We start from the raw sequence: 22,501 nt of genomic DNA on the forward strand, positions 1-22,501 counted from the left end.
ACTTCGGCAACGGGTTTTTACGAAGGCATGAGTGCACCTGATGCACTCAGTTTACAGCCTCCTTGTGAACCGCGAGCATTGCATTTATTACAGAGCAACTGCCGGGTGAAGATATGACTGCATTGACTGAATGGGACGTGGTGATCGCAGGTGCGGGCCCCTGCGGACTGACTCTCGCGAATCACCTTGGCATGCTCGGCATTCGCACCTTGGTCCTCGAGACCCTGCCCGCGCTGATCGACTATCCACGCGGTGTGGGACTTGACGACGAGAGTCTGCGCAGCTTCCAAGCCATTCAACTGACAGATTCTGTCCGGCGGCACAGCGTTCCCAATCAAGCGATGCGCTTCATCGACCGCCGTGGGCGCGTGCTGGTGTCGATCAACCCACAGGCACAACCTTTCGGCTGGCCGCGACGCAGCGGATTTATCCAGCCGTTGATCGATCGTGAGCTTGCATTTGGACTTGACCGCTTTCCGCACGTCCAGTTGAGCTTGGGCCATGGCGTCGAAGGCGTCGTCGATAACGGGGACCACGTACGCATCAAGGTGCAATCAAAATCAAGCCAGGACTCACCTGCTGAATCGACTCGGGAAATCACGGCTCGCTTTCTGGTGGGTTGTGACGGTGGCCGCAGCGCCGTACGCGGCATGCTGGCCATCCCGTTCGACGGTAAAAGTGAGTCCACAAAGTGGCTGGTGATCGACATTGCGAACGATCCCATCGGCACGCCCAACGTCAGTCTGGTGTTGCGTGACGACTTCCCGTACGTCGAGATCGCGTTGCCCCACGGCATTCGACGCTTCGAGTTTCTCGTTCCGACAAACGCAGACGAACGAACCTATGAAGAGACTCACACTATTCGCGAGCTGCTCAAGCGTGTGCTGCCGGCACACGTCAACCCCGATATCATTCGGCACCGCGTATATACGCACCATGCTCGCATCGCACCGAGCTTCCGCCGCGGCAATGTCTTTCTGGCGGGCGATGCCGCGCACCTGATGCCCGTATGGCAGGGCCAAGGGTTCAATACCGGAATCCGCGACGCAACCAACCTGGCGTGGAAGCTCGCGCTGGCGGTACAGGGCCGCAGCGGCGAACGCCTGCTCGATACTTACACCGAAGAAAGGCACGCGCATGCTGCCGCAATGATCGACCTGTCGGTGCTCGTGGGTCGGATCTTTGTCCCGGGCAACGCTCTACTTCGCACGCTTCGAAATGTTGCTGCACCCTGGATCTCGCGCATCCCGAGTCTACGCAACTACATCGCGGAGATGCGATTCAAACCTATGCCCTTCTTTCGCAGTGGGGCTATCGTGCACGCCGCATCGCCGGACCCTAAAGGGTTGGTGGGCAAGATGATGCCGCAGCCATGGATAAGTGACGCAAGCGGCCAGAGCCTTCGCCTGGACGATGCCATCGGCCTCCGCTTTGCGCTCGTCAGCTGGAGTGTCAATGTCGACCGGTGGTTGGGGCTGCGCGCCCGCCGCATTCTCAAGACTTTGGACACGTTGTCGATCGTTGTGCGGCCCCCATGTCAGTTGATCGACCGTGAGCCTCCGCAGGATGGCATCGTGGTGACGGACCGTGACGACGAGTTGCGTAGGTGGTTTGATATCGCGGCGGGTTCGGTCGTAGTCTTGCGACCAGACCGGATCGTCGCTGCCGTTTGCATGCCTTGCGATCTGGATACGACGCTCGATGCGTTGGCCCGAGCAATGGACCTCGTGCAATCTGAAGATCCTGCATCGTCGATATACAAAGCTGAAATCAAGCCAAGCAACCCGACAGCCGTCTGCCCAGCAAGTCGGCCGGCAACTCAGGGAGTCGCTGCATGACCGCCCGGGGTATACGCGCGTTCCTGGGCATGTCTCACACACCGCTTCTCGGCCTGGCAAAGATCGACCCGGCGATTGAAGCCAGACTCCGAAGTGCGATCGAGCAAGCGCGTCATCATGTCCTGCGTTGGGCGCCTGACCGCATTGTGCTGATTGGACCCGATCACTACAACGGCTTCTTCAATGAGCTGATGCCAACCTTTTGCATCGGAAGCTCGGCCACCTCGGTGGGTGACTACCTGATGCCGACCGGATCTCTGAACGTGGACGCACACACCGCACTTGCCTGCGCCGAGTTTCTGACGGACATGCGATTCGATCCTGCTGTTTCTCGCCGGATGCGTGTTGACCATGGTTTTACACAACCCCTGCAGCTTATCTGGGGTTCGCTCGACACACCACCCGTCCTGCCAATCTTCGTGAATTCGGTAGCACCGCCCTCCATCCCGCGGGTGGCTCGCTGTCTCGAACTGGGGCGGGCACTGGGCGCTTTCGTCGAGCAGTTGCCTGGACGTACGTTGCTGCTCGGCTCCGGCGGGTTGTCGCACGAACCACCCGTTCCGCGCATGGACGATAGCGATCCGGCTGTGCGAGAACGCATCACCACCCGCTCCGAACTGACGGAGGAGATCAGGCAAAGAAAAATCAAACTCGTGATCGCAGCCGGGCGTGCGCTTGCCGCGGGTGATCCTGCGATGAAACCACTCAACGAGGCATGGGACGCGCGCTGGATGGAAGCGATCGAGCATGCGGACTTCGCCTACTTCAAGACATTGACCGAGGACGCCATCACACGGGACGCCGGACTGTCTGGGCACGAATCAAAAACCTGGCTGATCGGCCGTGCCGCCCTCCCTGCTGGTGTCTCGGGGTGCGAGTTTCGTCACTACCAAGCCATCGACGAACTCATCGCCGGTTACGGCCTGATGTTCGTGGACGGCTCCTCTCCACAACACCCCCAACTACCCCATGAATGAAGCTGAAACTGTCAAGGAAATGGCGGAGATACTGCGACGCGCGCAGTCATTGCGCAGCCCCATCCCTGCGCTACGCGACGTAGCAGGACTCGATGCTGGCATGCGTCCCGAGCTGGCCTACAAGGTTCAGCAGTTCAACGTAGACCATGCGTTGTCCAATGGGCGGCGCGTCGTAGGGCGGAAAATCGGACTTACCTCGCTGGCGGTCCAGAAGCAGATTGGCGTCGATCAACCCGATTTCGGAACTTTGCTGGACGACATGGTTTACGGCGACAACGAAGTTGTTCCGATGACCAAGCTCTTGCAACCCAAAGTCGAGGGAGAGATAGCGTTGGTTCTTTCCAAGGACCTTCCGCATCTTCATACCACATGGATTGACATCGTGAGCGCCACCCAGTACGTCTTGCCGGCCATCGAGATCGTCGACAGCCGAATTGCGGACTGGAAGATCGGGTTCTTCGACACGGTGGCCGACAACGCATCGAGCGGGCTGGTCGTGGTGGGAGGTACACCTCGCAAACTTGAGGGCCTTGACCTGCGTGACTGCCAGATGGCAATGAAGATGGGAAACCAGGTGGTGTCCAGGGGCACAGGAGCCAACTGCCTCGGACACCCACTCAACGCTGCCGTATGGCTTGCAAGAAAGATGGCGAGCTTGCAGCAACCGCTTAAAGCTGGCGATCTGATTCTGACAGGGGCCTTGGGCCCGATGGTCGCAGCCAAGGCAGGAGATCGTTTCGAGATGCAGATTTCCGGAATAGGGTCTGTTGCTGTGCAATTCAGCGAAATAAAAACAGGAGAACTCTATGAGTAGAAAGATTGGATGCGCGGTTATCGGACCGGGAAACATTGGCACCGACCTGCTGGCCAAGTTGCAGCGAAGCGAGTTCGTCGAACCACGATGGATGGTGGGTATTGACCCTGCATCTGATGGACTTCAGCGGGCAGATGAAATGGGCATCAAGACGACTGCCGACGGCATCGATGGTCTGCTTTCGCACATTACCGAAGACGGGATCAGGATCGCCTTCGACGCTACGAGCGCCTATGCCCATCGCGAGAACAGCCGGAGACTGAATGAATTGGGCGTATTGATGATCGATCTCACTCCCGCAGCCATCGGCCCGTTCTGCGTACCTTCAGTCAACCTGGCGCAGCACATCGGAAGCGGCGAGATGAATGTCAATATGGTGACTTGCGGCGGACAGGCAACCATCCCGGTGGTCGCTGCCGTCTCGCGTGTGCAGAGCGTCAAGTACGCGGAAATCATCGCAACGGTTGCAAGTCGTTCCGTGGGCCCGGGCACTCGGAAAAACATTGACGAGTTCACCCGCACCACGGCTAAGGCCGTGGAAGCGATCGGCGGCGCCCGGCAGGGGAAGGCCATCATCGTCATCAACCCAGCCGAGCCGCCGCTAATCATGCGCGACACCATCCACTGCCTGACGGATGAGACACCCCGTGAAGAGGAGATCAGAGCGTCGGTTCTTCAGATGGTCAAGGAGGTTCAGCGCTACGTCCCAGGCTACCGCCTTGTCAACGGACCCGTGTTCGATGGCAACAGAGTTTCCATCTTCATGGAAGTCGAGGGTCTGGGAGACTACCTGCCGAAGTACGCCGGCAATCTGGACATTATGACGGCGGCGGCCGCACGGACCGCCGATCTTTTTGCACAACAGATGCTTTCGTCCAGTTCCATGGTCGGTGCACAACCACTTGAGGAGTCACACCATGCAGTTACAAGGTAAGAAAATCACAGTCCACGATATGACGTTGCGCGATGGCATGCATCCCCAGCGCCATCAGATGACTCTGGATCAGATGAAGTCGGTCGCTTGCGGCCTAGATGCGGCGGGCGTACCCCTGATTGAGGTGACGCACGGAGATGGCTTAGGTGGAAGCTCCGTCAACTACGGGTTTCCGGCACATACAGATGAGGAGTACCTGAGTGCCGTGATTCCGCTCATGAAGCAGGCTCGCATTTCGGCCTTGCTTTTGCCCGGAATAGGGACGATCGATCATCTCAAGATGGCGCACGAGTTAGGCGTTGGCACGATCCGCGTTGCAACCCACTGCACCGAAGCGGACGTGAGCGAGCAACATATCAACCGTTCTCGCGAGCTAGGCCTGGATACTGTGGGCTTTCTCATGATGGCGCACATGAACAGTCCTGAGGGCTTGGCAAAACAGGCCAAGCTAATGGAGAGTTATGGTGCGAACTGTCTCTACATCACCGATTCGGCCGGTTACTTACTTCCCGACGACGTCACGTCTCGCATAGCGACAGTGCGCGCTGCATTGAGCCCGGAGACGGAACTCGGCTTTCACGGGCACCACAATTTGGCGATGAGCATCGCGAACTCGCTTGCGGCCGTCGAGGCTGGCGCTAATCGGATCGACGCGTCCGCCGCGGGTTTGGGTGCTGGAGCAGGCAATACGCCGATGGAAGTGTTCATTGCCGTGTGCGCACGCATGGGCATTGAAACCGGTGTCGATGTTTTCAAGATCCAGGATGTTGCGGAAGATCTGGTCGTCCCGATGATGGACCATGCGATTCGCATCGATCGCGACTCACTGACTCTGGGCTACGCGGGCGTGTATTCGAGTTTCTTGCTTTTTGCCAAACGCGCTGAAGCCAAGTATGGCGTACCCGCTCGGGACTTACTGGTCGAGCTCGGCAGAAGAGGCATGGTGGGCGGTCAGGAGGACATGATTGAAGACACTGCGATCACGATGGCACGACAGCGATCAGCTCAAGTTGTTGGCCGCGAGGCGGTCCCACTTGCGATAACGGTTCTTTGAGATGTTCAACACCCCCCTGCCCATTACGATCTATTCGGGGTCGCGCAAGCGTCATGGCGGGATGGGATGAAAGGCGCGATGCGCAGCCAATAGCCCATGCGGCGCAAACGACCTTCAAACCATCCCGATTGCGACCCAACGCGACCCCGAATAGATCGTAAACACGTTCTTAAGCCTGCTTGTGAAGCTGGGAATCTCAGGCCGGTTTCCGAGCCACGATGAAGACCCGGAAGTCCTTGCCCCGTGTGCCGTGCCGCTCGACCGATACGATCTCCAGCCCCTGCCGGAGGACGGCCGATTGCAGGCGATCCGCGTTGAAGCACAGCACGTCGGGAGCCTTGCCGATGGCACGCATCACTGGCAATGCGAGCCAAGGGATGAGCGGGTTCATTTCGGCGATGCAGGGCGTTTTGGAGATCAACAAACCGCCCGGCCGCAAGGCCTGCACGGCAAGCGCCAACGCGTGGTCGAGATCGCTCACCAGATGCAGTAGGTTGAAAGCCAGCACCGCGTCGTATGCACCTTGCCCAATCACCGGCGCGTCGGCGTCTGCTACCGCGAAGCTAAGTTGAGGTACAGGTTGCGCCGTCAGCTTCTCTTGTGCGATGGCGATCATCGCGCCCGAGACGTCGGTGGCCAGCAGCCGCCGGGTTGAAGGCGCCAGGCGCAGCGCGGTGGTGCCAGTGCCGCAGCCGAGTTCCAGTACATCCTGATCTGCCGACAGGAAGGCCTGCACGCGCCGCAGCGTGGCCTCGTACCCCGCCATGTCCGCGATCGGGTCAGCCGCGTACTTGCGCGCAGTGCGGTCCCAGAAAGCTGCCTTGCGAGCGGCTGCGATGGAAGGGGGTAAGGCGTCGGAGCGCGGGGTCATGGCGAGGGACGACATCAATAGAGAGGGCAGCGTTTGAGCAAGCGGCAAGACCTGGATGCTAGTTCTGTGTGTAGCAAATCTTGTTGGGGATGATGGCGTTGACGTAGCTCTCCACGCTGGCCGCTGTGGGGAATACCGTCGGTGTCTGATCGCCCAGCAGGCAGAGATACGCTCCCTTGCGCGCCCACACAGTGCGCGAAGTTTGCCCGGTGATCTGAGCCCAGTTGCCCCAGAAGGCGCTGAGCGTGGGTGTTGCATCCGTGCGGTCAAACTTGAAATCGCCCCCGTCGCTTGCCTGCCCGCCGATGATCTGACCAGGTACTGCGCAGTTCGCATCCGTGTACGTGGCAACGCCTAAGCTGACGGTGGCGTGCGTTTCACTCTGCTTTGCAATGCGCCATAGTGAGCGACCCCATTGGCCGGGGCCGATGAGCACGCATGCCTCCTGCTTCCAGTCGCCCTGCGGCAAGGCTGCCGCCAATGTGGCGCAGGTCACTTCCACCGCCCCCACATTGGCCGAGGCCACAGTGCCGCTGCCGTTACGCACCGTGCAACTCTGACCCACGGGCTGGGACTTGACCGTGACGGCGTAGGCGCTGCCCGCAGCCAATGCCGAAAGGAAGGTAAAGCCGCCGTTGCTGGCCACCAGCAAATCGTCGCCCAAGTTGTTCTGCAGCACCATAGAGCCTGTCAATCCCGACACCGAGCCCCCTACCGTGAAGGTGGCTGGCGCCAGGTTGTCGCAGCGCACCTGCACATCGCTCACATTCGTTGTCGCGGTGCCCGTGGCTTGCGTCACGATGCAGCGCTGCCCGATGGGTTGCGTCTTGACCGTCACGGCGTAGGCCACGCCACTGTCCAGCCGGGTGTCAAACACAAAATTGCCGTTCGCACTCAATGCCAAATCGTCGGTGCCGGAGTTCTGTAGCGTCAGCGTTTTCCCCGTGCCCAGGCCGCTGACCGCCCCCCCTACCGTAAACATCCCGCCGGAGGGTGGAGGTGAGGTTCCGTTGTCGTCACTGCCGCCGCCACAGCCCACAAGCATCACTGCAGCCAATCCAAGGCAAGCCCAGCGGAACAGCGGACTTGCGTTTGCCTTGCTCATGAAAAGGAACTTCTGGACCGGGAATGAAAAGTAGGTGAGATTTGACATAGGGATGAAAGAGCAACAGTTGGGCGTGAGGTAAGACTGAAATGCTATCCATACGCAGGTCAACAGGAAATAGCGGAAACTTGCAGTGGAGATATACATTTATGCATGGACAAAATCGACTGGAACCAGCTCAGGGCATTTCTGGAAACCGCTGAAACCGGTTCGCTGTCGGCGGCTGCCCGCAAGCTAGGCCTGACTCAGCCGACTCTGAGCCGGCAGGTGGCGGCCATCGAGCAGCGCATGGGCGTGACGCTGTTCGAGCGCGTGGGCAAGGCCATGGCACTTACCCCCACCGGGCTGGACCTGCTGGAACATGCCCGGGCCATGGGCGCTGCAGCCGAGGCCCTGGGCATGGCAGCCACCGGCCGATCGCAGACGGTGGGCGGTGTGGTCACAGTATCCGCCACAGACATGGTCGCCTTTTACCTGTTGTCCCCGCTGGTGCGGCAGCTGCGCGAACAGGAACCGCGCATTACGATCGAGGTGATCTCGTCCGATGCGCTGAGCGACCTGCTGCGCCGCGAGGCCGACATTGCCATCCGCCACGTGAAGCCGGAACAACCCGAGTTGATTGCCCGCTTGATCCGGCAGGCGGAAGCCAACTTCTACGCATCTGAAGACTGGGTGAAGATCCACGGCCATCCGCGCAGCGCCGAGGAAGCGGCCCACCTGCCCTTTGTGGGCGCCGACCGCTCAGGCCAGTTCCTGGCCTACCTGCGCCAACATGGCCTGCCCGTTAGCGAAGTGAACTTCAGCTGCTATTCGGACCACACGGTAGCCCACTGGGCGCTGGTACGCCAGGGCATGGGCATCGGCGCCATGATGGACAAGATCGCCCGCGAAACCCCCGGCATGGTTCGCGTACTGGACGACGTGCCGCCTGTGATCTTCCCGATCTGGCTGGTCACCCACCGCGAACTGCGTACCTCGCGGAGGATAAGGGTGGTTTTCGAGGCATTGGCGCAGGGTTTGAGTGAAGGTAATTCGATTGAAGATGGCTTCACTCTGTAAGCCGCTCAGCGAGTGCCACCTGCGGCACCGCCACGGCGTCGCGACGCATATCCGGCCGCATACAGACATAACAGAGCCAACAACGCCAGGGCCCATTGGTTCAAGGTAGGAATTGCCTTCGGCGCGCCGCCGTCGGAAACGAGCGGACCGGAGGGGTCGATGATCTCCCCATTGACGGCCCAGTCGTCATCGCCCTGTTGCCCATCGGTCACGGTAAATGCGACCACCTGTCCAGCCACATTCAGGCCGGTGGGGGCAAAGTAGCTGTTGGTACCTGCACTCGGCTCAGCTTTTCCATACTTGATGTAAGCGGTGACGGCTGTCGGCCAGGTCACGGTGACACGCACTGGAGAGGCATCGCATCCCACCAATTTGAACTTGAACAACCCCTGGTTGAGTAGCCGACCAGGCGGAGGTGGTGCAGTCGCAGCGATAAAGCCTGTGTTGCCGGAATCCAGATCAAACGCACAGCGCGGGCCACCGCCTGAGATCGTGGCTGTTGCCAGGCCGGCCGGGGCGCTGCCTACACCACCTGGGGGTTGCGTGGTGCCGCTGAAGGATGTAATTGGCGCGCTAATCAATATGCTTTGTTGGACTGCTTCGGCATCTGAATAGTTGACGTCACCAGCCTGGCTGGCCTCCACGTCACATGTGCCGCTGCCCACCACCGTCACTTCGGTGCCACTCAGCGTGCATATGGCCTCAGTCAGTGAGCGATAGACAATGGGTGCGCCACTGTTAGGACTTGCGCTGGTGGCGAGGGGATTGATCGAGAACGTTCCGCCTACCCCCAAGACCTGCGCAGCTTGAGCGTCAAACGTGAGCGTTTGCGTGGCCTTGCTGATGCTTACGGTTTGTGTCACACGCGTCGCAGCTTCGTAGTTGCTGTTGCCTGCCTGATCCGCATGAACCACACAGTCACCCGCAGACAGCATGGTGATGGTCGTACCGTTGGCACCGCCCGACGCGCACACGCTCGCACTCTCTTCAGCAATAGTGACGGTCACGGGTAGCGCTGATGCGCCACCCGTTGCGTTCACGGTAAAAGTGCCGCCAGGCGTGAATACGATGGTGCTCGGAGAGACCTGCAAAGTAATGACTTGACTCTGCTTGCCAATCGTTACCGTAAGGCTAGCGGCAGGCGCTGCGTTGTAATTGGCGTTACCGGCCTGGTTGGCCGTCAATGCACAATCCCCCGCGGCTACGATGGTGGCTGTACTGCCTGCCACCGTGCACACCGCAGGCGTGGAACTGTCAAACACCACTGGATTGCCCGACGCCCCGCCGACCGCAGCCAGGGCAAACGTTCCACCCGATGCGAACACCGGTGACGCTGGCGTCGCAGCGAAGTCCGTAATAGCTTGACTCTGTTTGCCAATTTCTACCGTGATGCTAACGGCAGGCGCTGCGTTGTAGTTGGCGTCGCCGGCCTGGTTGGCCGTCAATGCACAGGAACCTGCGCCAACGGTGGTGGCTGTACTTCCTGCCACCGTGCACACCGCAGGTGTGGAGCTGGCGAACACCACAGGATTGCCCGATGCCCCGCCGACCGCAGCCACTGTGAACGTTCCGCCCGATGCGAACACTGGTGCCGCAGGCGTCGCGGCGAAGTTTGAAATAGCTTGATTCTGCTTGCCAATCGTGACAGTGAGGCTCGCGGTAGGCGCTACGCTGTAGTTGGCGTCGCCGGCCTGGTTGGCCGTCAATGCACAGGAACCTGCGCCAACGATGGTGGCTGTACTTCCTGCCACCGTGCACACCGCAGGTGTGGAGCTGGCAAACACCACAGGATTGCCCGATGCCCCGCCGACTGCAGCCACTGTGAACGTTCCGCCCGATGCGAACACCGGTGCCGCCGGCGTCGCGGCGAATGCCGTAATAGCTTGACTCTGCTTGCCAATCGTGACCGTGAGGCTAGCGGCAGGCGCTGCGTTGTAGTTGGCGTTACCGGCCTGGTTGGCCGTCAATGCACAATCCCCCGCGGCTACGATGGTGGCTGTACTTCCTGCCACCGTGCAAACTGCAGGCGTGGAACTGGCGAACACCACTGGATTGCCCGACGCCCCGCCGACCGCAGCCACTGTGAACGTTCCGCCCGATGCGAACACTGGTGCCGCAGGCGTCGCGGCGAAGTTTGAAATAGCTTGATTCTGCTTGCCAATCGTGACCGTGAGGCTCGCGGTAGGCGCTACGCTGTAGTTGGCGTTCCCGGCTTGATTGGCCGTCAATGCGCAGGCACCTGCACCAACCATGGTGGCTGTACTTCCTGCCACCGTGCAAACTGCAGGCGTGGAACTGGCGAACACCACTGGATTGCCCGACGCCCCGCCGACCGCAGCCACGGTAAACGTTCCCCCCGATGCGAACACCGGTGCCGCTGGCGCGGAGGCGAAGTTTGAAATACTCTGCGCGCGCTGCGCGATTACGATGCTGTAGGTGCGGAAACCACGGAAGCCATTGGCTGAAGTGGCCTGCACAGTAAAGGTATACGATCCTGCACCGTTTGGTGTTCCCGCCAGCACGCCGTCAGGCGAGAGTGAAAGACCATTGGGCAGAGTCCCTGCGGTCACTGCAAAGCCGTAGGGCGCCGTCCCGCCGTTCGCGCTGGCTGCAGAGAGCTGTTGCGGCGAAATTGGCAAGCTGTGTGTGCCGCCCGATAGCGTCGCCGGATTGACGGATACCGCCACTGTGATGCATGACAATGCCACACTCGTGACGTTAGCGCCAATATTCGTTCCGCTGGAGGAACTCAAAGTGCATAACTGCCCGGCGGGCGCGCTCGACACACTGGCACTCCAGTTCGCCCCCGCTGGCAAGCGTGTGCCAAATGCAAATGCCGTGGCGCCCGCTGGAACGGTAAGCTGTTGGCTACTCGCCGGATTGGAACCCACCAGCGCAAGATTGACGGCCCCTGTCTGACCGGACACAGTGCCGCCTACCGAGAATGTGGGTGATGCGAAGCAGATCAATGCCGATCCATTGCCGGCGTTAACCCCATTGTTGATGGTGACACTGGTCAATCCGCTGGCGGCCGTCGAGCCTCCAGCGCCACCCCCGCCGCCGCCATTCCAATTCTGTTGGCAAGTCGTCGTGCCAACGCCAGCGCCTCCACCACCGGCGCCAATCGTGGCGCCGCCGCCGCCGCCGCCGCCGAAGCCGGCGCCGTTAAACGAACCGCTGAAGTTGGAGGCATTTCCCCCTTTACCGGTGCTGGCATTGCCCGCAGTGGCCGGAAATCCGCCGCAACCAGCACCGGCCACCCCGCCAGTACCAACGGCGCCGCCACCTCCGCCGAACGGCCCTCTGCCACCAGGTACCGTGGCGCCTGCCACGCCGTTTCCACCACCGCCGACGCCTCCGGCACCCCCTGCGATCGCGTTCGCAGTACTCCAGCCGGCGTTGCCACCACCACCACCGCCGCCGGCAATGGCCACTCGGTTGCCAACCCCGTTGCCCCCGACTCGCAGGTCGGTGCCGCCGCCACCTGTGCCAAAGCCTCCTTCTCCCAGTCCACCTGCGTTCAACGATTGCGAGCCTTGGCCGCCCACATTGATGACGAGGGCAGTCCCGGGTACCACGGCCAAAGTGCCACTGATACGCCCACCCATGCCTCCAACCCCGCCCATAGAGTTCGGGCTACCACCGATGGTGCCAGCACCGCTGCGGCCATTACCACCTTGGGCGCCGTTGAGGAAAACCCTGAGCGAAGTCACGCCGGCAGGCACGGTAAGGTTCTGCGCTACCCCGGTAAAGCCAAATGCGGCAGGTGTTTCTCCAGGGCTGCAGCTTTGGGCCTGGGAGAGCAGAGGCGCTCCTAGGGCCGAAGTGAAGACAGACCACAAAATGAGGCGGGAGAGAACGATGCGTGAGCGCACCAGCGTGGGTTTGATAAAGCCCCCGGGAACTGGTGAAGCGAACTGCAGATTGGATTGCAAGGAAATAACTCCGAAAGCCCCCGATTTGCAAATTTCTGCGACGGGCGCCGCGGATTATTGCCAAAAACAAACGCCTTGTATACAACTTGTATCAATTAACTCATATTGCCACACCCAATGAGCACCGAGAACACCGGTGTAAGGGAGAGCGCTTTGACGACCTTTAGTGGCCGCAACCTTTAGTACTGTCCAGGCTGTCCATGTCCAGCATGCAATCGATGAAGGCGCGCAGCGCTGCAGGAAGTTGGCGTCGACTGGGGTGGTACAGAAACAAGCCTGGCCGCGTGATCGACCAATCCGCGAGCACCTGGACCAGTTCTCCACGGGCGAGGTGTTTGTCCACACGGCCGCGATCGAATGCATAGGTGATACCCAGTCCATGCAGCGCAGCGGCCACGCCGGTGTCCGAATGGTTGGTGACGATCGGCCCTTCTACTTCAAGCTCCACTCGCTTTCCTTTTTTCTCGAACTCCCAGCGGTAAGCCCTCCCTTCGAGCTGAAGCCGCCAGTTGATGCAGGCGTGGCTATGCAGGTCGGCTGGAGACTGGGGCGTGCCGCGCCGCATCAGATACTCCGGCGCTGCCACGGCCAGCATCTTCACATCCGGCGTCAGGCGCACGGCGATCATGTCTTTCTCAAGCCGTCCACCTACGCGTATGCCGGCATCAAAGCGGCCCGCGACGATGTCACTCAGCCCGTCATCGACCACGATATCCAGCACCACTTCAGGATTCGCGCGGTGAAACCTCCCCAACCGGGGCGCAATGACCTGCCGGGCGGCCATGCCCAGCGTATTGATGCGCAGCAAGCCGCTCGTCTGACCGGCCACGGCGCTGATTTCAGCCACTGCCTCGTCCATGTCGCGAAAGGCAGGTGCGATGCGACCGTACAAGAGCTCACCTGCGGCGGTGGGTGACACGCTGCGCGTAGTGCGATTCAACAGGCGCACTCCAAGGCGTGCTTCCAGCAGGCGGATGGTCTGGCTGAGAGCTGAAGGGGAAAGGCCCAGATGCTCTGCGGCACGCGCGAAGCTTGCGCGCTCCAACACAGCGGCGAAGGCTTTCAATTCAGCGAACTCTGACCCTCTCATTCTGTATTGCTTTCTACATAGCTCATACAGATTCTAGGATATTCCCTAAATTCTCACTAAGGCGCATCCTCAGGACATCAACTTCATTCACAAGGTTTTTCAACATGAGCACCCTGAATCTTCCGCAGCCGATTGCCGCCTACTTCACAGCCGATCAAAAAACCCCCGAAGCCCTTGCACGCTGCTTCACGGCGCACGCCGTTGTGAAGGACGAAGGCCACACTCACACCGGGCTGGAAGCCATCCAGGCATGGAAAGCAGCAGCAACGACCAAGTACACGTACACAACGGTGCCTTTCGCTTTGGAGCGAGAGGCGGACATGCAGGTGGTGCGCGCTCACGTGGCGGGCAACTTTCCCGGCAGCCCGGTCGATCTTCGCTACCGTTTTCGCCTGGAACGTGGCCTGATCGCATCGCTGGAGATCTCAGTATGAGCTTCGATCTTCAATTGAAAGGCCTGCGGGCACTGGTCACTGGCGGCACAAAAGGCGTTGGGGCCGCCGTCGTTCAAGCCTTGTGCAATGTGGGAGTTCCAGGTCACCACCACGGCGCGGTCCGTGCGAGAGCACTGGGGTCAGGCAGGGATCGACTACGAAGGTGGCAAGCAAATCATCATGCAATCCCTGAGCGGAATCTCACTCGGCCGGCCGGCCAAACCTCAAGAAGTTGCCGACCTGATCACTTTTCTCGCCGAGGGCGGGTTCGATCTCAGGCTCGGAGCACTTAATCGATGGGGGCACGGTGCCGACGGTCTAGGGGCGGTGAGCTGGGAGTTAAAGAACTGATCAATCGCCCGCTTAATGTCAGTTACCGCACCCCTCAGCCCGCAAAACCACCATTGCGTAGAAATTCAATTTCTGACGGAGTACTTGCACGACCCAGTATGGAGTTGCGATGCGGAAAACGTCCGAATCGTTTGATGATGTCTCTGTGGCCTTCAGCATGTGATCGAGCCTCAGTCCCGAGCAGGGTGTTGAGCTCAACCGATACATCCTGGTCTGCCAATTGTTCGGAATGGGCAAACGGCAGACAGAAAAAAAGCTGCAGCGAGGCAGGTACCTCTTGCATATGAGATTTTTTCAGGGCGTCGTGTGCAAACCAGCGCGCCAACTCGTCGGTGGCATACATGCGCGCGGTCCCGCGAAAAGAATTGCGCGGAAATTGGTCCAGCAGAATCATGAGAGCGAGCGAGCCATCTGCAGTGTCAGCCCAGTGATCAAGCTCCCGCCTGCCAGCAGCTTCATGGAGCCTCAAAAAACGGTTCCTAAAATCCCGGTCGAACGCAGGGTCCTTGCGAAACCAGTTGCCCTTGTCACCGGCTTCGCGCCAGTAGGCAACTATTTCGCGGGCCTCATTCAGAGGAAATGCAACCGTGGGATTCAAAGTTCAATCTCCTCGGATCCACCGCAAGCCGCTCTCACTCTGATGAGGACGGCCGGTGGCGTTAACCACGCGAGAGCTGCCATGCTGCGAGGGCCGCCAGAATGGCAGGCAACGCGAAGTTGAGCACCAGGATGGGCGTTTCCTCACGGACAGAGTAACCCGCGTGGCTGACCCCGACCCACATGTTCACGCAAGCCACCACCAACCAGACTGGCACGAAGGCTTTTACCGCCAAGGCGATACCAGCAGTGCTCGCTCCCCATAACCAACCGAACATCGCGAAAACGCATAGCAGCAAGATGCCGGCACCGATGACCATGACGATATGCATAACCCACTCCCTTGTTGACAATGAAACTTCGCGACGAGAAGCACCTGGCCAGGACGTGCTAGCACGCCCTGGTTGCGCACAGATGAGATCTGCTGAGCAATTTCGCCGAGCATCGACGCTGTACCTTCTCCCCACTACGGACAGGCACTGCGCCATCACAACACAGCTTGGCTTATAGCCTGACTTCGATCTCCGCGCCTTTGCTTTTTTTGCGCATTTCCCACTCTTCCCACGCTTGGCGCTTTTTTTCTTATTTGGTGGTGTAGCCACCGTTGACCAGAATGGTCTGCCCGGTCACCCACCAGCCGTCGCTCACCAGATGGCGAATGAACGGAACCACATCTTCAATGTGGGTGAGCCCCGTGGGCGAGAACGGTGACAACGCTGCTGCAGTCTTGTGATACGCCACAGCTTCGGCGCCTTCAGCGGGGTAGAAGAACGGGGTATCCATGGGACCGGGACCCACAGCGGTGACCGAAATGCCCCGTGCACCGAACTCCTTGGCTGCCGCGCGAGTAAAGTGTTCCACAGGTGCTTTCGTGCCCGCATAGGAGGCATAGAACGGAGTGAAAGCGCCCAGCAGGGAAGTCACCACAGTCAGCACCTTGCCGTTGTCGTTCACGTTGCGGCCAGCCTCCTTCAGGAAGAAAAAGGCAGTCTTGGAATTGACAGCCGTCATCTCGTCATACTCTGCTTCGCTGATCTCGGTAATCGGTTTTTTCAGTACTTTGCCGACCGTGTTGATGGCGATGTCAGGCTTGCCAACGGCTTTCTCTGTGTCCGCAAAGAGCTTCTCGACGGCTGCCGCGGAAGTCAGGTCGCCTTGAAGTGCAACCGCCCTCGCACCGGCTTTCTCAACGGCCGCTACCGTGGCATCAGCGTCGGCCTTGCTGGCGGCGCTGTTGTAGTGGATGGCCACGGCCTTGGCGCCTTGCGCTGCCAGGTCACGTGCGATCAGGCCGCCCAGGTTTTTCGCGCCGCCGGCGATCAGGACCACTTTCCCTTGAATACTGTGCTTGTTCGACATTTCGAATCCTTGGTTGAGTAAGGTTTCTTATGCTATTGACATAAAAATAAAGATAAATAGAGAAATTCTCGTTAGTCCATCCATAAAACCGCAACAATGGTGAGCCATGGACCGTATTGACCACCTTCGGATCTTCCTGCGCATCGCAGAGTGCGGCAGTTTTGCCCAGGCGGCAGACCAGCTAGAACTGCCTCGCGCCACCGCGTCCTTGGCGATGCAGCAACTCGAGCGCCGACTGGGTGCCCGTCTGCTCCACCGGACCACACGAAAGGTCAGCCTGACGCTGGACGGAGAAGCCCTGCTGGAACGGGCAGCCACGCTGATCGCGGACATGGACGATCTGGAAAACCAGTTTCGACCCAACGCCGATGCCATCACGGGCCGCCTGAAAATCGATGTTCCCAGTCGGATTGCACGCAGACTGATTGCACCTCAGCTGCAAGACTTTCTTGATCGCTACCCAGGCGTGGACATTGACCTGGGCTCCTCCGACCGGACCATTGACCTGGTTCAGGAAGGAGTGGACTGCGCGCTGCGCATGGGCACCTTGGTATCGAGCAGCCTGGTGGCCCGCCGCTTGGGCGTATTCGAACTCATCAACTGCGCCAGCCCAGCATATTTGGCCCAACATGGAGAACCAAGAAGTCCCTACGATCTGAGCACGCATTGCGTGGTCGACTACCTTTCTCCGTCCAATGGGCGGGCCGCGCCCTGGGAATGGATGGAAGACAGCGAGCTCCGCACCGCTGCGCCTTCAGCTCGCGTCAGCGCGAACAATGCGGAGACCTACATCGCCTGCGCACTGGCGGGCCTGGGAATGATCCAGATTCCAGCGTTTGACGTCCAGGACCATTTGCTCGCAGGTGAACTCGTGGACATCATGCCCACTGCCCGGCCCGGGCCTATGACGGTGAATTTTGTGTACCCCCACCGCCGCCATCTGTCGCTACGCTTGCAAGCATTTTCGCAGTGGCTGGAGGGCTTGCTTACCCCTCACATGGCACGCCCATCTCAGAAATTTTCCACTTGAACACAATACTTTAGGACTCACTGGTGAACTCACCACACCAAGGATCCCTATTCAAAACTAGAATAAAGGAGCGAGCAGATTCCGGTACACAAATACAATCCGGTCGAGAATTTTTCAGCCATGTGGCTATAGCTTTGGTGGTAGCCCAGCGTGATGCGCTCCAATGCGCACCAAGTCAGGCTGGAGAACTTGAATAAAGGAAATCGACGATGAAACCGGACGACTCGGTGTCCGCAAACGCCACCCGCGATGCAATGGCGCAGGAATTCGTGCAGTTCGCCATTGAATCGGGTGTGCTGCGCTTTGGCGAGTTCAAGACCAAGGCAGGTCGCCTATCGCCCTACTTCTTCAATGCGGGCCTGTTTGACGATGGCGCCAAAATAGGCCGCCTCGCTCAGTTCTACGCGCAAGCGCTACTGGCATCAGGCATTGAGTTTGATGTGATCTTTGGGCCTGCCTACAAGGGCATTCCCCTGGGTGCGGCGGTGTCAGTGGAATTGGCCCGGCTCGGATACAACAAGCCATTTGCTTATAACCGCAAGGAAGCCAAGGACCACGGCGAAGGTGGTGTCCTTGTCGGTGCTCCGCTCAAGGGTCGGGTGTTGATCGTCGATGACGTGATCTCTGCCGGCACCGCCGTCCGTGAATCCATAGCGCTCATCCGATCGGCCGGCGCAACCCCGCACGCGGTGGTGATTGCACTTGACCGCCAGGAACGCGCAACCGAGAACGGCGAAGACGTTTCCTGGAGTGCAGTGCAATATGTTCGTGACACCTTGGGACTGCAAGTCTGTGCCATTGCACAGTTGGCGCACTTATTGCAACACCTGCAGAGAGATGACAATTTTTTGTCGCACTGGCAAGCGGTTTCCGCCTATAGAACACGTTACGGTATAGAAGAAGGGTGAGCAGCGCTCTGTTTTTCTGTCAAATCTTGGTCCGCCAGCGCAAACTTGCCTTGGTGGCGGGTCTGTTCGTGCTTGCAGGTGCTGCGTTGGGTCAGGCCAGATCAACAGGCAGCACCACGGACATCTATGCCTGTGTGGACGCCAGTGGCAAACGTTTGTCTTCCGATCGCCCCATCGCAGATTGCATAGACCGTGAGCAACGCGAACTGAACCGCAGCGGCACCACCCGACGCGTGGTCGGCCCTTCCTTGAGCGCCAACGAACGCGAAGCGCGTGAGCTGCGCGAGCGCGAGGCAGCCTTGACCCGGCAACGCGCGTCGGAATCCCTTCGGCAGGACCGTGCGCTCCTTGGCCGCTACCCAGACAAGGCCACACACGACGCCAGTCGGCGCGAAGCACTGGCGCCCTCACAGAGCGTGATTGAGGCCGCAAACCGGCGTATTTCCGAACTGGCCCAGGAACGCACATCTCTGGATGAAGAGATGGAGTTCTATCGCAAGGACCCCTCGCGAGCACCAGCCCAGTTGCGTCGGCGCATAGAGGGCCACGGCCAAAGCGTCGTGCAGCAGCAAAACGCCATTGCGGCCCAGAATACGGAGCGCGCCCGAATCAATGCGCGGTTTGATGAAGAGCTGGCCCGCCTGCAGCAACTCTGGCAGGCTCAGCCCGGTAACCGACCTTAGAACAAGCCACGGGCCGCCAAAAAGCAGCCCGCACAGCGCTGAGCCTCAGCCGCCCAGCTTGCTTTTCAAAAGCGCATTCACCTGAGCCGGATTGGCCTTGCCTCTGCTCGCCTTCATGGCCTGGCCGACCAGCGCATTGAACGCCTTGTCCTTGCCCGCCTTGAATTGAGCGACATTGTCCGGGTTGGCCGCCAGCACGTCATCAATGATCTGCTCCAGCGCGCCGGTGTCGTTCATCTGTTTGAGGCCTTTGGCTTCAATCAGAGCGTCGACCTCAGCGCCCTCGCCTTCCCACAAGGCATCGAAGACCTGGCGGGCAGCCGCGTTGCTGATGGTGCCATCCTGAATTCGCTGTATCAAAGCGGCCAGTTGTGCGGCCGACACGGGAGCGGCTTCAATGCCCATCTCACCGGTGTTCAGACGGCGCGAGACCTCGCCCATGATCCAGTTGCTCGCCAGTTTGGGTTGTCCACTGGCCTTGGCAGCTTGTTCGAAGTAGGACGCCATCCCAGGCGACTGAGTGAGCGTGACGGCGTCGTATTCGGGCAGGCTGTAATCGGCCACAAAACGATCTGCCATCTTGCGTGGCAACTCCGGCATGCGAGCGCGCGTTTCCTCGATCCATTGCTCTGAAACGCAAAGAGGCGGGAGATCGGGGTCGGGGAAGTACCGGTAATCGGCGGAATCTTCCTTGGTTCGCATGGCGCGGGTTTCGCCGGTATCGGGATTGAACAGGACTGTAGCCTGCTGGATCTTGTGACCATCTTCTATCTGATCGATCTGCCAGCGGATTTCATAGTCGATCGCTTGCTGCATGAACCTGAAGCTGTTCAGGTTCTTGATCTCGCGCCTGGTTCCCAATGGCCCCCCGGGTTTGCGCACAGACACGTTGGCATCGCAGCGGAAGGAGCCTTCCTGCATGTTGCCATCGCAAATGCCAATCCACGTCACGATCTTGTGCAGCTCCTTGGCGTAGGCCACGGCCTCCTCGCTGCTGCGCATGTCGGGCTCTGTCACGATTTCAAGCAGAGGCGTGCCAGCACGATTGAGGTCGATGCCGCTCATGTCCTGGTAGGCCTCATGCAGGGACTTGCCTGCGTCTTCCTCCAGGTGCGCGCGCACCAGGCGAACGGTTTTCTTTTCCTCACCCAGGAAAAATGAGACTTCTCCACCCTGCACCACCGGAATCTCGAACTGGCTGATCTGATAGCCCTTGGGCAAGTCAGGATAGAAATAGTTCTTGCGCGCAAAAATACTGCGCGGCGCAATGTGGGAGCCCAATGCCAGACCCAGCTTGATGGCGCACTGCACAGCCTCTCGGTTCATGACCGGCAACGTGCCGGGCAAGGCCAGATCCACAGGACTGGCCTGGGTGTTGGGCTCAGCACCGAATGCGGTGGAGGCACGGCTGAAGATCTTGCTGTTGGTCTGCAGTTGGGTATGCGTTTCGAAGCCGATGACGACTTCGTAGCCCTGAATCAATTTTGGAGCGCTCATGGTCGGGCTCGGGTTCACAGCGCTACTCCTGCAGGACGGTGAAGATGGAAATCAGTCGCTTGCTGCAAGCGGTGCGCCACATTGAGTAGCCGCGCTTCCTGCAGGTAGTTGCCAATCAATTGCATGCCCACGGGCATGCCGCCTTCGCCAAAGCCTGCTGGCACGGTCATGCCAGGCAGCCCCGCGAGCGAGGCGGGGAGCGTGAAGATATCGGCCAGATAGTCGGCCAGCGGATCTCTTTCCTGTGCACCCAGCTGCCACGCCACTGTCGGGGCGACCGGTCCGGCGATCAGGTCGCACTGCTTGAATACCTGCTGGAAGTCATCGGCGATCATCCGGCGAATCTTCTGTGCCTGCAGGTAGTAGGCGTCATAGTAGCCATGGCTCAGCACATAAGTACCCGTCATGATCCGGCGCAAAACCTCTTCGCCAAACCCTTCGGCGCGGGTTTTCTTGTACATGTCTTCCAGATCGCTGTAATGGCTCGCGCGATGGCCGAACTTGACGCCGTCAAACCGCGCCAGGTTAGAGCTGGCCTCTGCCGGCGCGATGATGTAGTACACCGGAATAGCCATCTCTGTGCGAGGCAGGGAAACCTCGACCAGGCGAGCACCTTGTTTCTCGTACTCCTTGAGCGCAGCTTCAATGCAGGCCCGTACGTCCCCGGCCAGCCCTGAACCGAAGAACTCCTTGGGCACACCAATGCGCAGGCCCTCGATGCTCTCGCCCAAGCTGCGGGAAAAGTCCTCGGCAGGCACATCAAGGGAAGTGGAGTCGCGATCAAGGTCCGGCCCGCACATGGCCGAGAGCAGCAACGCACAGTCCTCGGCGGTTCGCGCCATGGGTCCTGCCTGGTCCAGGCTGGACGCAAAAGCGATCATGCCGTAGCGCGACGCACGCCCATAGGTCGGCTTGATGCCCGTGATGCCGCAAAAACTGCCGGGCTGGCGAATCGAGCCACCCGTGTCCGTGCCGGTTGCCGCGGGAGCCAGCCGGGCAGCCACCGCTGCAGCGCTGCCGCCAGAGGATCCTCCGGGTACACGCGCAATGTCCCAGGGGTTTTTCACGGGTCCGTAAGCGGAATTTTCGTTGGCAGAGCCCATGGCGAACTCGTCGCAGTTGAGCTTGCCAAGGGTGACCATGCCCTGGCTGGCCAGGTTGGAAACCACCGTGCTATCAAAAGGAGAGCGATAACCGCGAAGCATTTTGGAGCCTGCGGTGGTGGGAAAATCCTTGGTCACAAAAACGTCTTTGTGCGCTATGGGCACACCGGCCAGCGCTGGGGCAGTGCCCGAGGCCAGAAGCACATCGGCCGCGCGCGCCTGTGCCAGTGTGACGTCTTCGTCCTGAACAAGGAAGGCACCCAGATCCGCATGCTCGGCTGAACGGCGCAGGAAATGCTGAGCGGTCTCTACTGCAGATATTTCACGTGCGCGAAGACGGACAGACAGTTGCGCGACCGACAGGTCATGAATCTCGTGAGGACTGGTCATTCGATCACCTTCGGCACCAGAAACAGGCCTTCTTCGACCATAGGGGCGCTGCGTTGGTTGGCTTCGCGCTGATTGGGCTCGCTCACCACATCGTCACGCAGGCGCAGTTGCACATCCTGGATAACGGCAATCGGATGCGCCAGAGGCTCTACGCCGGTGGTGTCCACCGCTCGCATGGCCTCAACGATGGCAAAAAAGTCATTGAGCTTGGTGAGCATGCGCTCACTTTGATCGTTGCTCAAGCCGAGCCGTGCCAAATGGGCGATACGCTCAATGTCAGGAGAGGTCAGGGACATGTGAAAATCAAGGAAATCCAGAAGAATCGGATTGAAACCAAATGTAACTTATAACTCAAGGGAGCTTTGTGCCCTGAGACCCCCGAGGGGGATGCGTTATTATCCCGCCTTTGATGCAACGTTTCGAAAACGGCTCGCATCTGCTCTAGAAACACCTAAATTCTGCGGCGAAACCG

The 22,501-nt window shown here is 59.7% G+C and carries 20 protein-coding genes and 1 pseudogene; 11 read left to right on the forward strand and 10 right to left on the reverse strand.

Annotated elements, in window-relative coordinates; all coding sequences use genetic code 11:
- The first annotated feature begins 113 nt into the window (after positions 1-113).
- From ABIE13_RS24915 to dmpG, 5 genes are read left to right on the forward strand one after another with little or no spacing between them, the layout of a single operon-like run.
- The gene (locus ABIE13_RS24915) at positions 114-1,838 is read left to right on the forward strand and encodes a bifunctional 3-(3-hydroxy-phenyl)propionate/3-hydroxycinnamic acid hydroxylase (protein ID WP_354448555.1); all 1,725 of its coding nucleotides are present in this window, start codon (positions 114-116) and stop codon (positions 1,836-1,838) included.
- Positions 1,835-2,815: a 3-carboxyethylcatechol 2,3-dioxygenase gene (locus tag ABIE13_RS24920; RefSeq protein ID WP_354448557.1), complete on the forward strand. Its 981-nt coding sequence runs from the start codon at positions 1,835-1,837 to the stop codon at positions 2,813-2,815. The genes ABIE13_RS24915 and ABIE13_RS24920 overlap by 4 nt, the downstream gene beginning before the upstream one ends.
- Positions 2,808-3,629 (forward strand): 2-keto-4-pentenoate hydratase, encoded by an 822-nt coding sequence (gene mhpD, locus ABIE13_RS24925; RefSeq protein ID WP_354448559.1) that lies wholly within the window; start codon positions 2,808-2,810, stop codon positions 3,627-3,629. Before ABIE13_RS24920 ends, mhpD begins: the two co-directional genes overlap by 8 nt.
- Complete coding sequence (locus ABIE13_RS24930; RefSeq protein ID WP_354448561.1) at positions 3,622-4,563, forward strand: acetaldehyde dehydrogenase (acetylating); 942 nt, start codon at positions 3,622-3,624, stop codon at positions 4,561-4,563. The genes mhpD and ABIE13_RS24930 overlap by 8 nt, the downstream gene beginning before the upstream one ends.
- On the forward strand, positions 4,547-5,617 hold the full coding sequence (gene dmpG / locus ABIE13_RS24935; RefSeq protein ID WP_354448562.1) for a 4-hydroxy-2-oxovalerate aldolase: 1,071 nt from the start codon (positions 4,547-4,549) through the stop codon (positions 5,615-5,617). The genes ABIE13_RS24930 and dmpG overlap by 17 nt, the downstream gene beginning before the upstream one ends.
- Positions 5,618-5,813: 196 nt before the next feature.
- Here dmpG and ABIE13_RS24940 read toward each other — a convergent pair whose 3' ends face one another.
- Positions 5,814-6,536, reverse strand: coding sequence for a class I SAM-dependent methyltransferase (locus ABIE13_RS24940; RefSeq protein ID WP_354448564.1), 723 nt, complete (start codon positions 6,534-6,536; stop codon positions 5,814-5,816).
- A 10-nt stretch (positions 6,537-6,546) separates the two neighbouring features.
- Complete coding sequence (locus ABIE13_RS24945) at positions 6,547-7,593, reverse strand: hypothetical protein (protein ID WP_354448566.1); 1,047 nt, start codon at positions 7,591-7,593, stop codon at positions 6,547-6,549.
- Positions 7,594-7,746: 153 nt separating this feature from the next.
- On the opposite strand from ABIE13_RS24945, the gene ABIE13_RS24950 reads away from it, so the two are divergent.
- Positions 7,747-8,652, forward strand: a complete 906-nt coding sequence (locus ABIE13_RS24950; RefSeq protein ID WP_354448568.1) for a LysR family transcriptional regulator — start codon at positions 7,747-7,749, stop codon at positions 8,650-8,652.
- A gap of 5 nt (positions 8,653-8,657) precedes the next feature.
- Here ABIE13_RS24950 and ABIE13_RS24955 read toward each other — a convergent pair whose 3' ends face one another.
- Positions 8,658-12,587 carry a beta strand repeat-containing protein gene (locus ABIE13_RS24955; protein ID WP_354448569.1) on the reverse strand — a complete coding sequence of 1,310 codons (3,930 nt, stop codon included), beginning with the start codon at positions 12,585-12,587 and terminating at the stop codon, positions 8,658-8,660.
- Positions 12,588-12,750: 163 nt separating this feature from the next.
- Complete coding sequence (locus ABIE13_RS24960) at positions 12,751-13,677, reverse strand: LysR family transcriptional regulator (RefSeq protein ID WP_354448570.1); 927 nt, start codon at positions 13,675-13,677, stop codon at positions 12,751-12,753.
- Between the two features lie 104 nt (positions 13,678-13,781).
- On the opposite strand from ABIE13_RS24960, the gene ABIE13_RS24965 reads away from it, so the two are divergent.
- On the forward strand, positions 13,782-14,111 hold the full coding sequence (locus ABIE13_RS24965; protein WP_354448572.1) for a nuclear transport factor 2 family protein: 330 nt from the start codon (positions 13,782-13,784) through the stop codon (positions 14,109-14,111).
- A gap of 141 nt (positions 14,112-14,252) precedes the next feature.
- Positions 14,253-14,433, forward strand: a pseudogene (locus ABIE13_RS24970) (short-chain dehydrogenase); the annotation flags it as partial.
- Positions 14,434-14,496: 63 nt separating this feature from the next.
- On the opposite strand, the gene ABIE13_RS24975 reads toward ABIE13_RS24970, so the two are convergent.
- From ABIE13_RS24975 to ABIE13_RS24985, 3 genes are all read right to left on the reverse strand, one after another.
- Entirely contained in the window at positions 14,497-15,060 is a 564-nt protein-coding gene (locus tag ABIE13_RS24975) for a DUF924 family protein (protein WP_354448573.1), read from the reverse strand.
- A 61-nt stretch (positions 15,061-15,121) separates the two neighbouring features.
- A complete protein-coding gene (locus tag ABIE13_RS24980) occupies positions 15,122-15,391 on the reverse strand; it encodes a hypothetical protein (RefSeq protein WP_354448575.1) in 270 nt (89 codons plus the stop codon).
- A gap of 250 nt (positions 15,392-15,641) precedes the next feature.
- Positions 15,642-16,418, reverse strand: coding sequence for an SDR family oxidoreductase (locus ABIE13_RS24985; RefSeq protein ID WP_354448577.1), 777 nt, complete (start codon positions 16,416-16,418; stop codon positions 15,642-15,644).
- Positions 16,419-16,524: 106 nt separating this feature from the next.
- Between ABIE13_RS24985 and ABIE13_RS24990 the strand changes: the two genes are divergently transcribed.
- From ABIE13_RS24990 to ABIE13_RS25000, 3 genes are all read left to right on the forward strand, one after another.
- Positions 16,525-17,448, forward strand: a complete 924-nt coding sequence (locus ABIE13_RS24990) for a LysR family transcriptional regulator (RefSeq protein ID WP_354448578.1) — start codon at positions 16,525-16,527, stop codon at positions 17,446-17,448.
- Between the two features lie 209 nt (positions 17,449-17,657).
- The gene (gene pyrE / locus ABIE13_RS24995; protein WP_354448580.1) at positions 17,658-18,356 is read left to right on the forward strand and encodes an orotate phosphoribosyltransferase; all 699 of its coding nucleotides are present in this window, start codon (positions 17,658-17,660) and stop codon (positions 18,354-18,356) included.
- Complete coding sequence (locus ABIE13_RS25000; RefSeq protein ID WP_354448582.1) at positions 18,353-19,039, forward strand: DUF4124 domain-containing protein; 687 nt, start codon at positions 18,353-18,355, stop codon at positions 19,037-19,039. Before pyrE ends, ABIE13_RS25000 begins: the two co-directional genes overlap by 4 nt.
- 45 nt (positions 19,040-19,084) lie before the next feature.
- Here ABIE13_RS25000 and gatB read toward each other — a convergent pair whose 3' ends face one another.
- Genes gatB through gatC form a run of 3 tightly spaced genes read right to left on the reverse strand, consistent with a single transcriptional unit; the run spans position 19,085 to position 22,325 of the window.
- A complete protein-coding gene (gene gatB, locus ABIE13_RS25005; protein ID WP_354448583.1) occupies positions 19,085-20,536 on the reverse strand; it encodes an Asp-tRNA(Asn)/Glu-tRNA(Gln) amidotransferase subunit GatB in 1,452 nt (483 codons plus the stop codon).
- A gap of 14 nt (positions 20,537-20,550) precedes the next feature.
- Entirely contained in the window at positions 20,551-22,029 is a 1,479-nt protein-coding gene (gene gatA, locus ABIE13_RS25010) for an Asp-tRNA(Asn)/Glu-tRNA(Gln) amidotransferase subunit GatA (RefSeq protein WP_354448584.1), read from the reverse strand.
- Positions 22,026-22,325, reverse strand: coding sequence for an Asp-tRNA(Asn)/Glu-tRNA(Gln) amidotransferase subunit GatC (gatC, locus tag ABIE13_RS25015; protein ID WP_354448585.1), 300 nt, complete (start codon positions 22,323-22,325; stop codon positions 22,026-22,028). The genes gatA and gatC overlap by 4 nt, the downstream gene beginning before the upstream one ends.
- Between the last annotated feature and the right edge of the window lie 176 nt (positions 22,326-22,501).

The organism is Ottowia thiooxydans (assembly GCF_040548795.1).
GTDB lineage: Bacteria > Pseudomonadota > Gammaproteobacteria > Burkholderiales > Burkholderiaceae_C > Ottowia > Ottowia thiooxydans_A.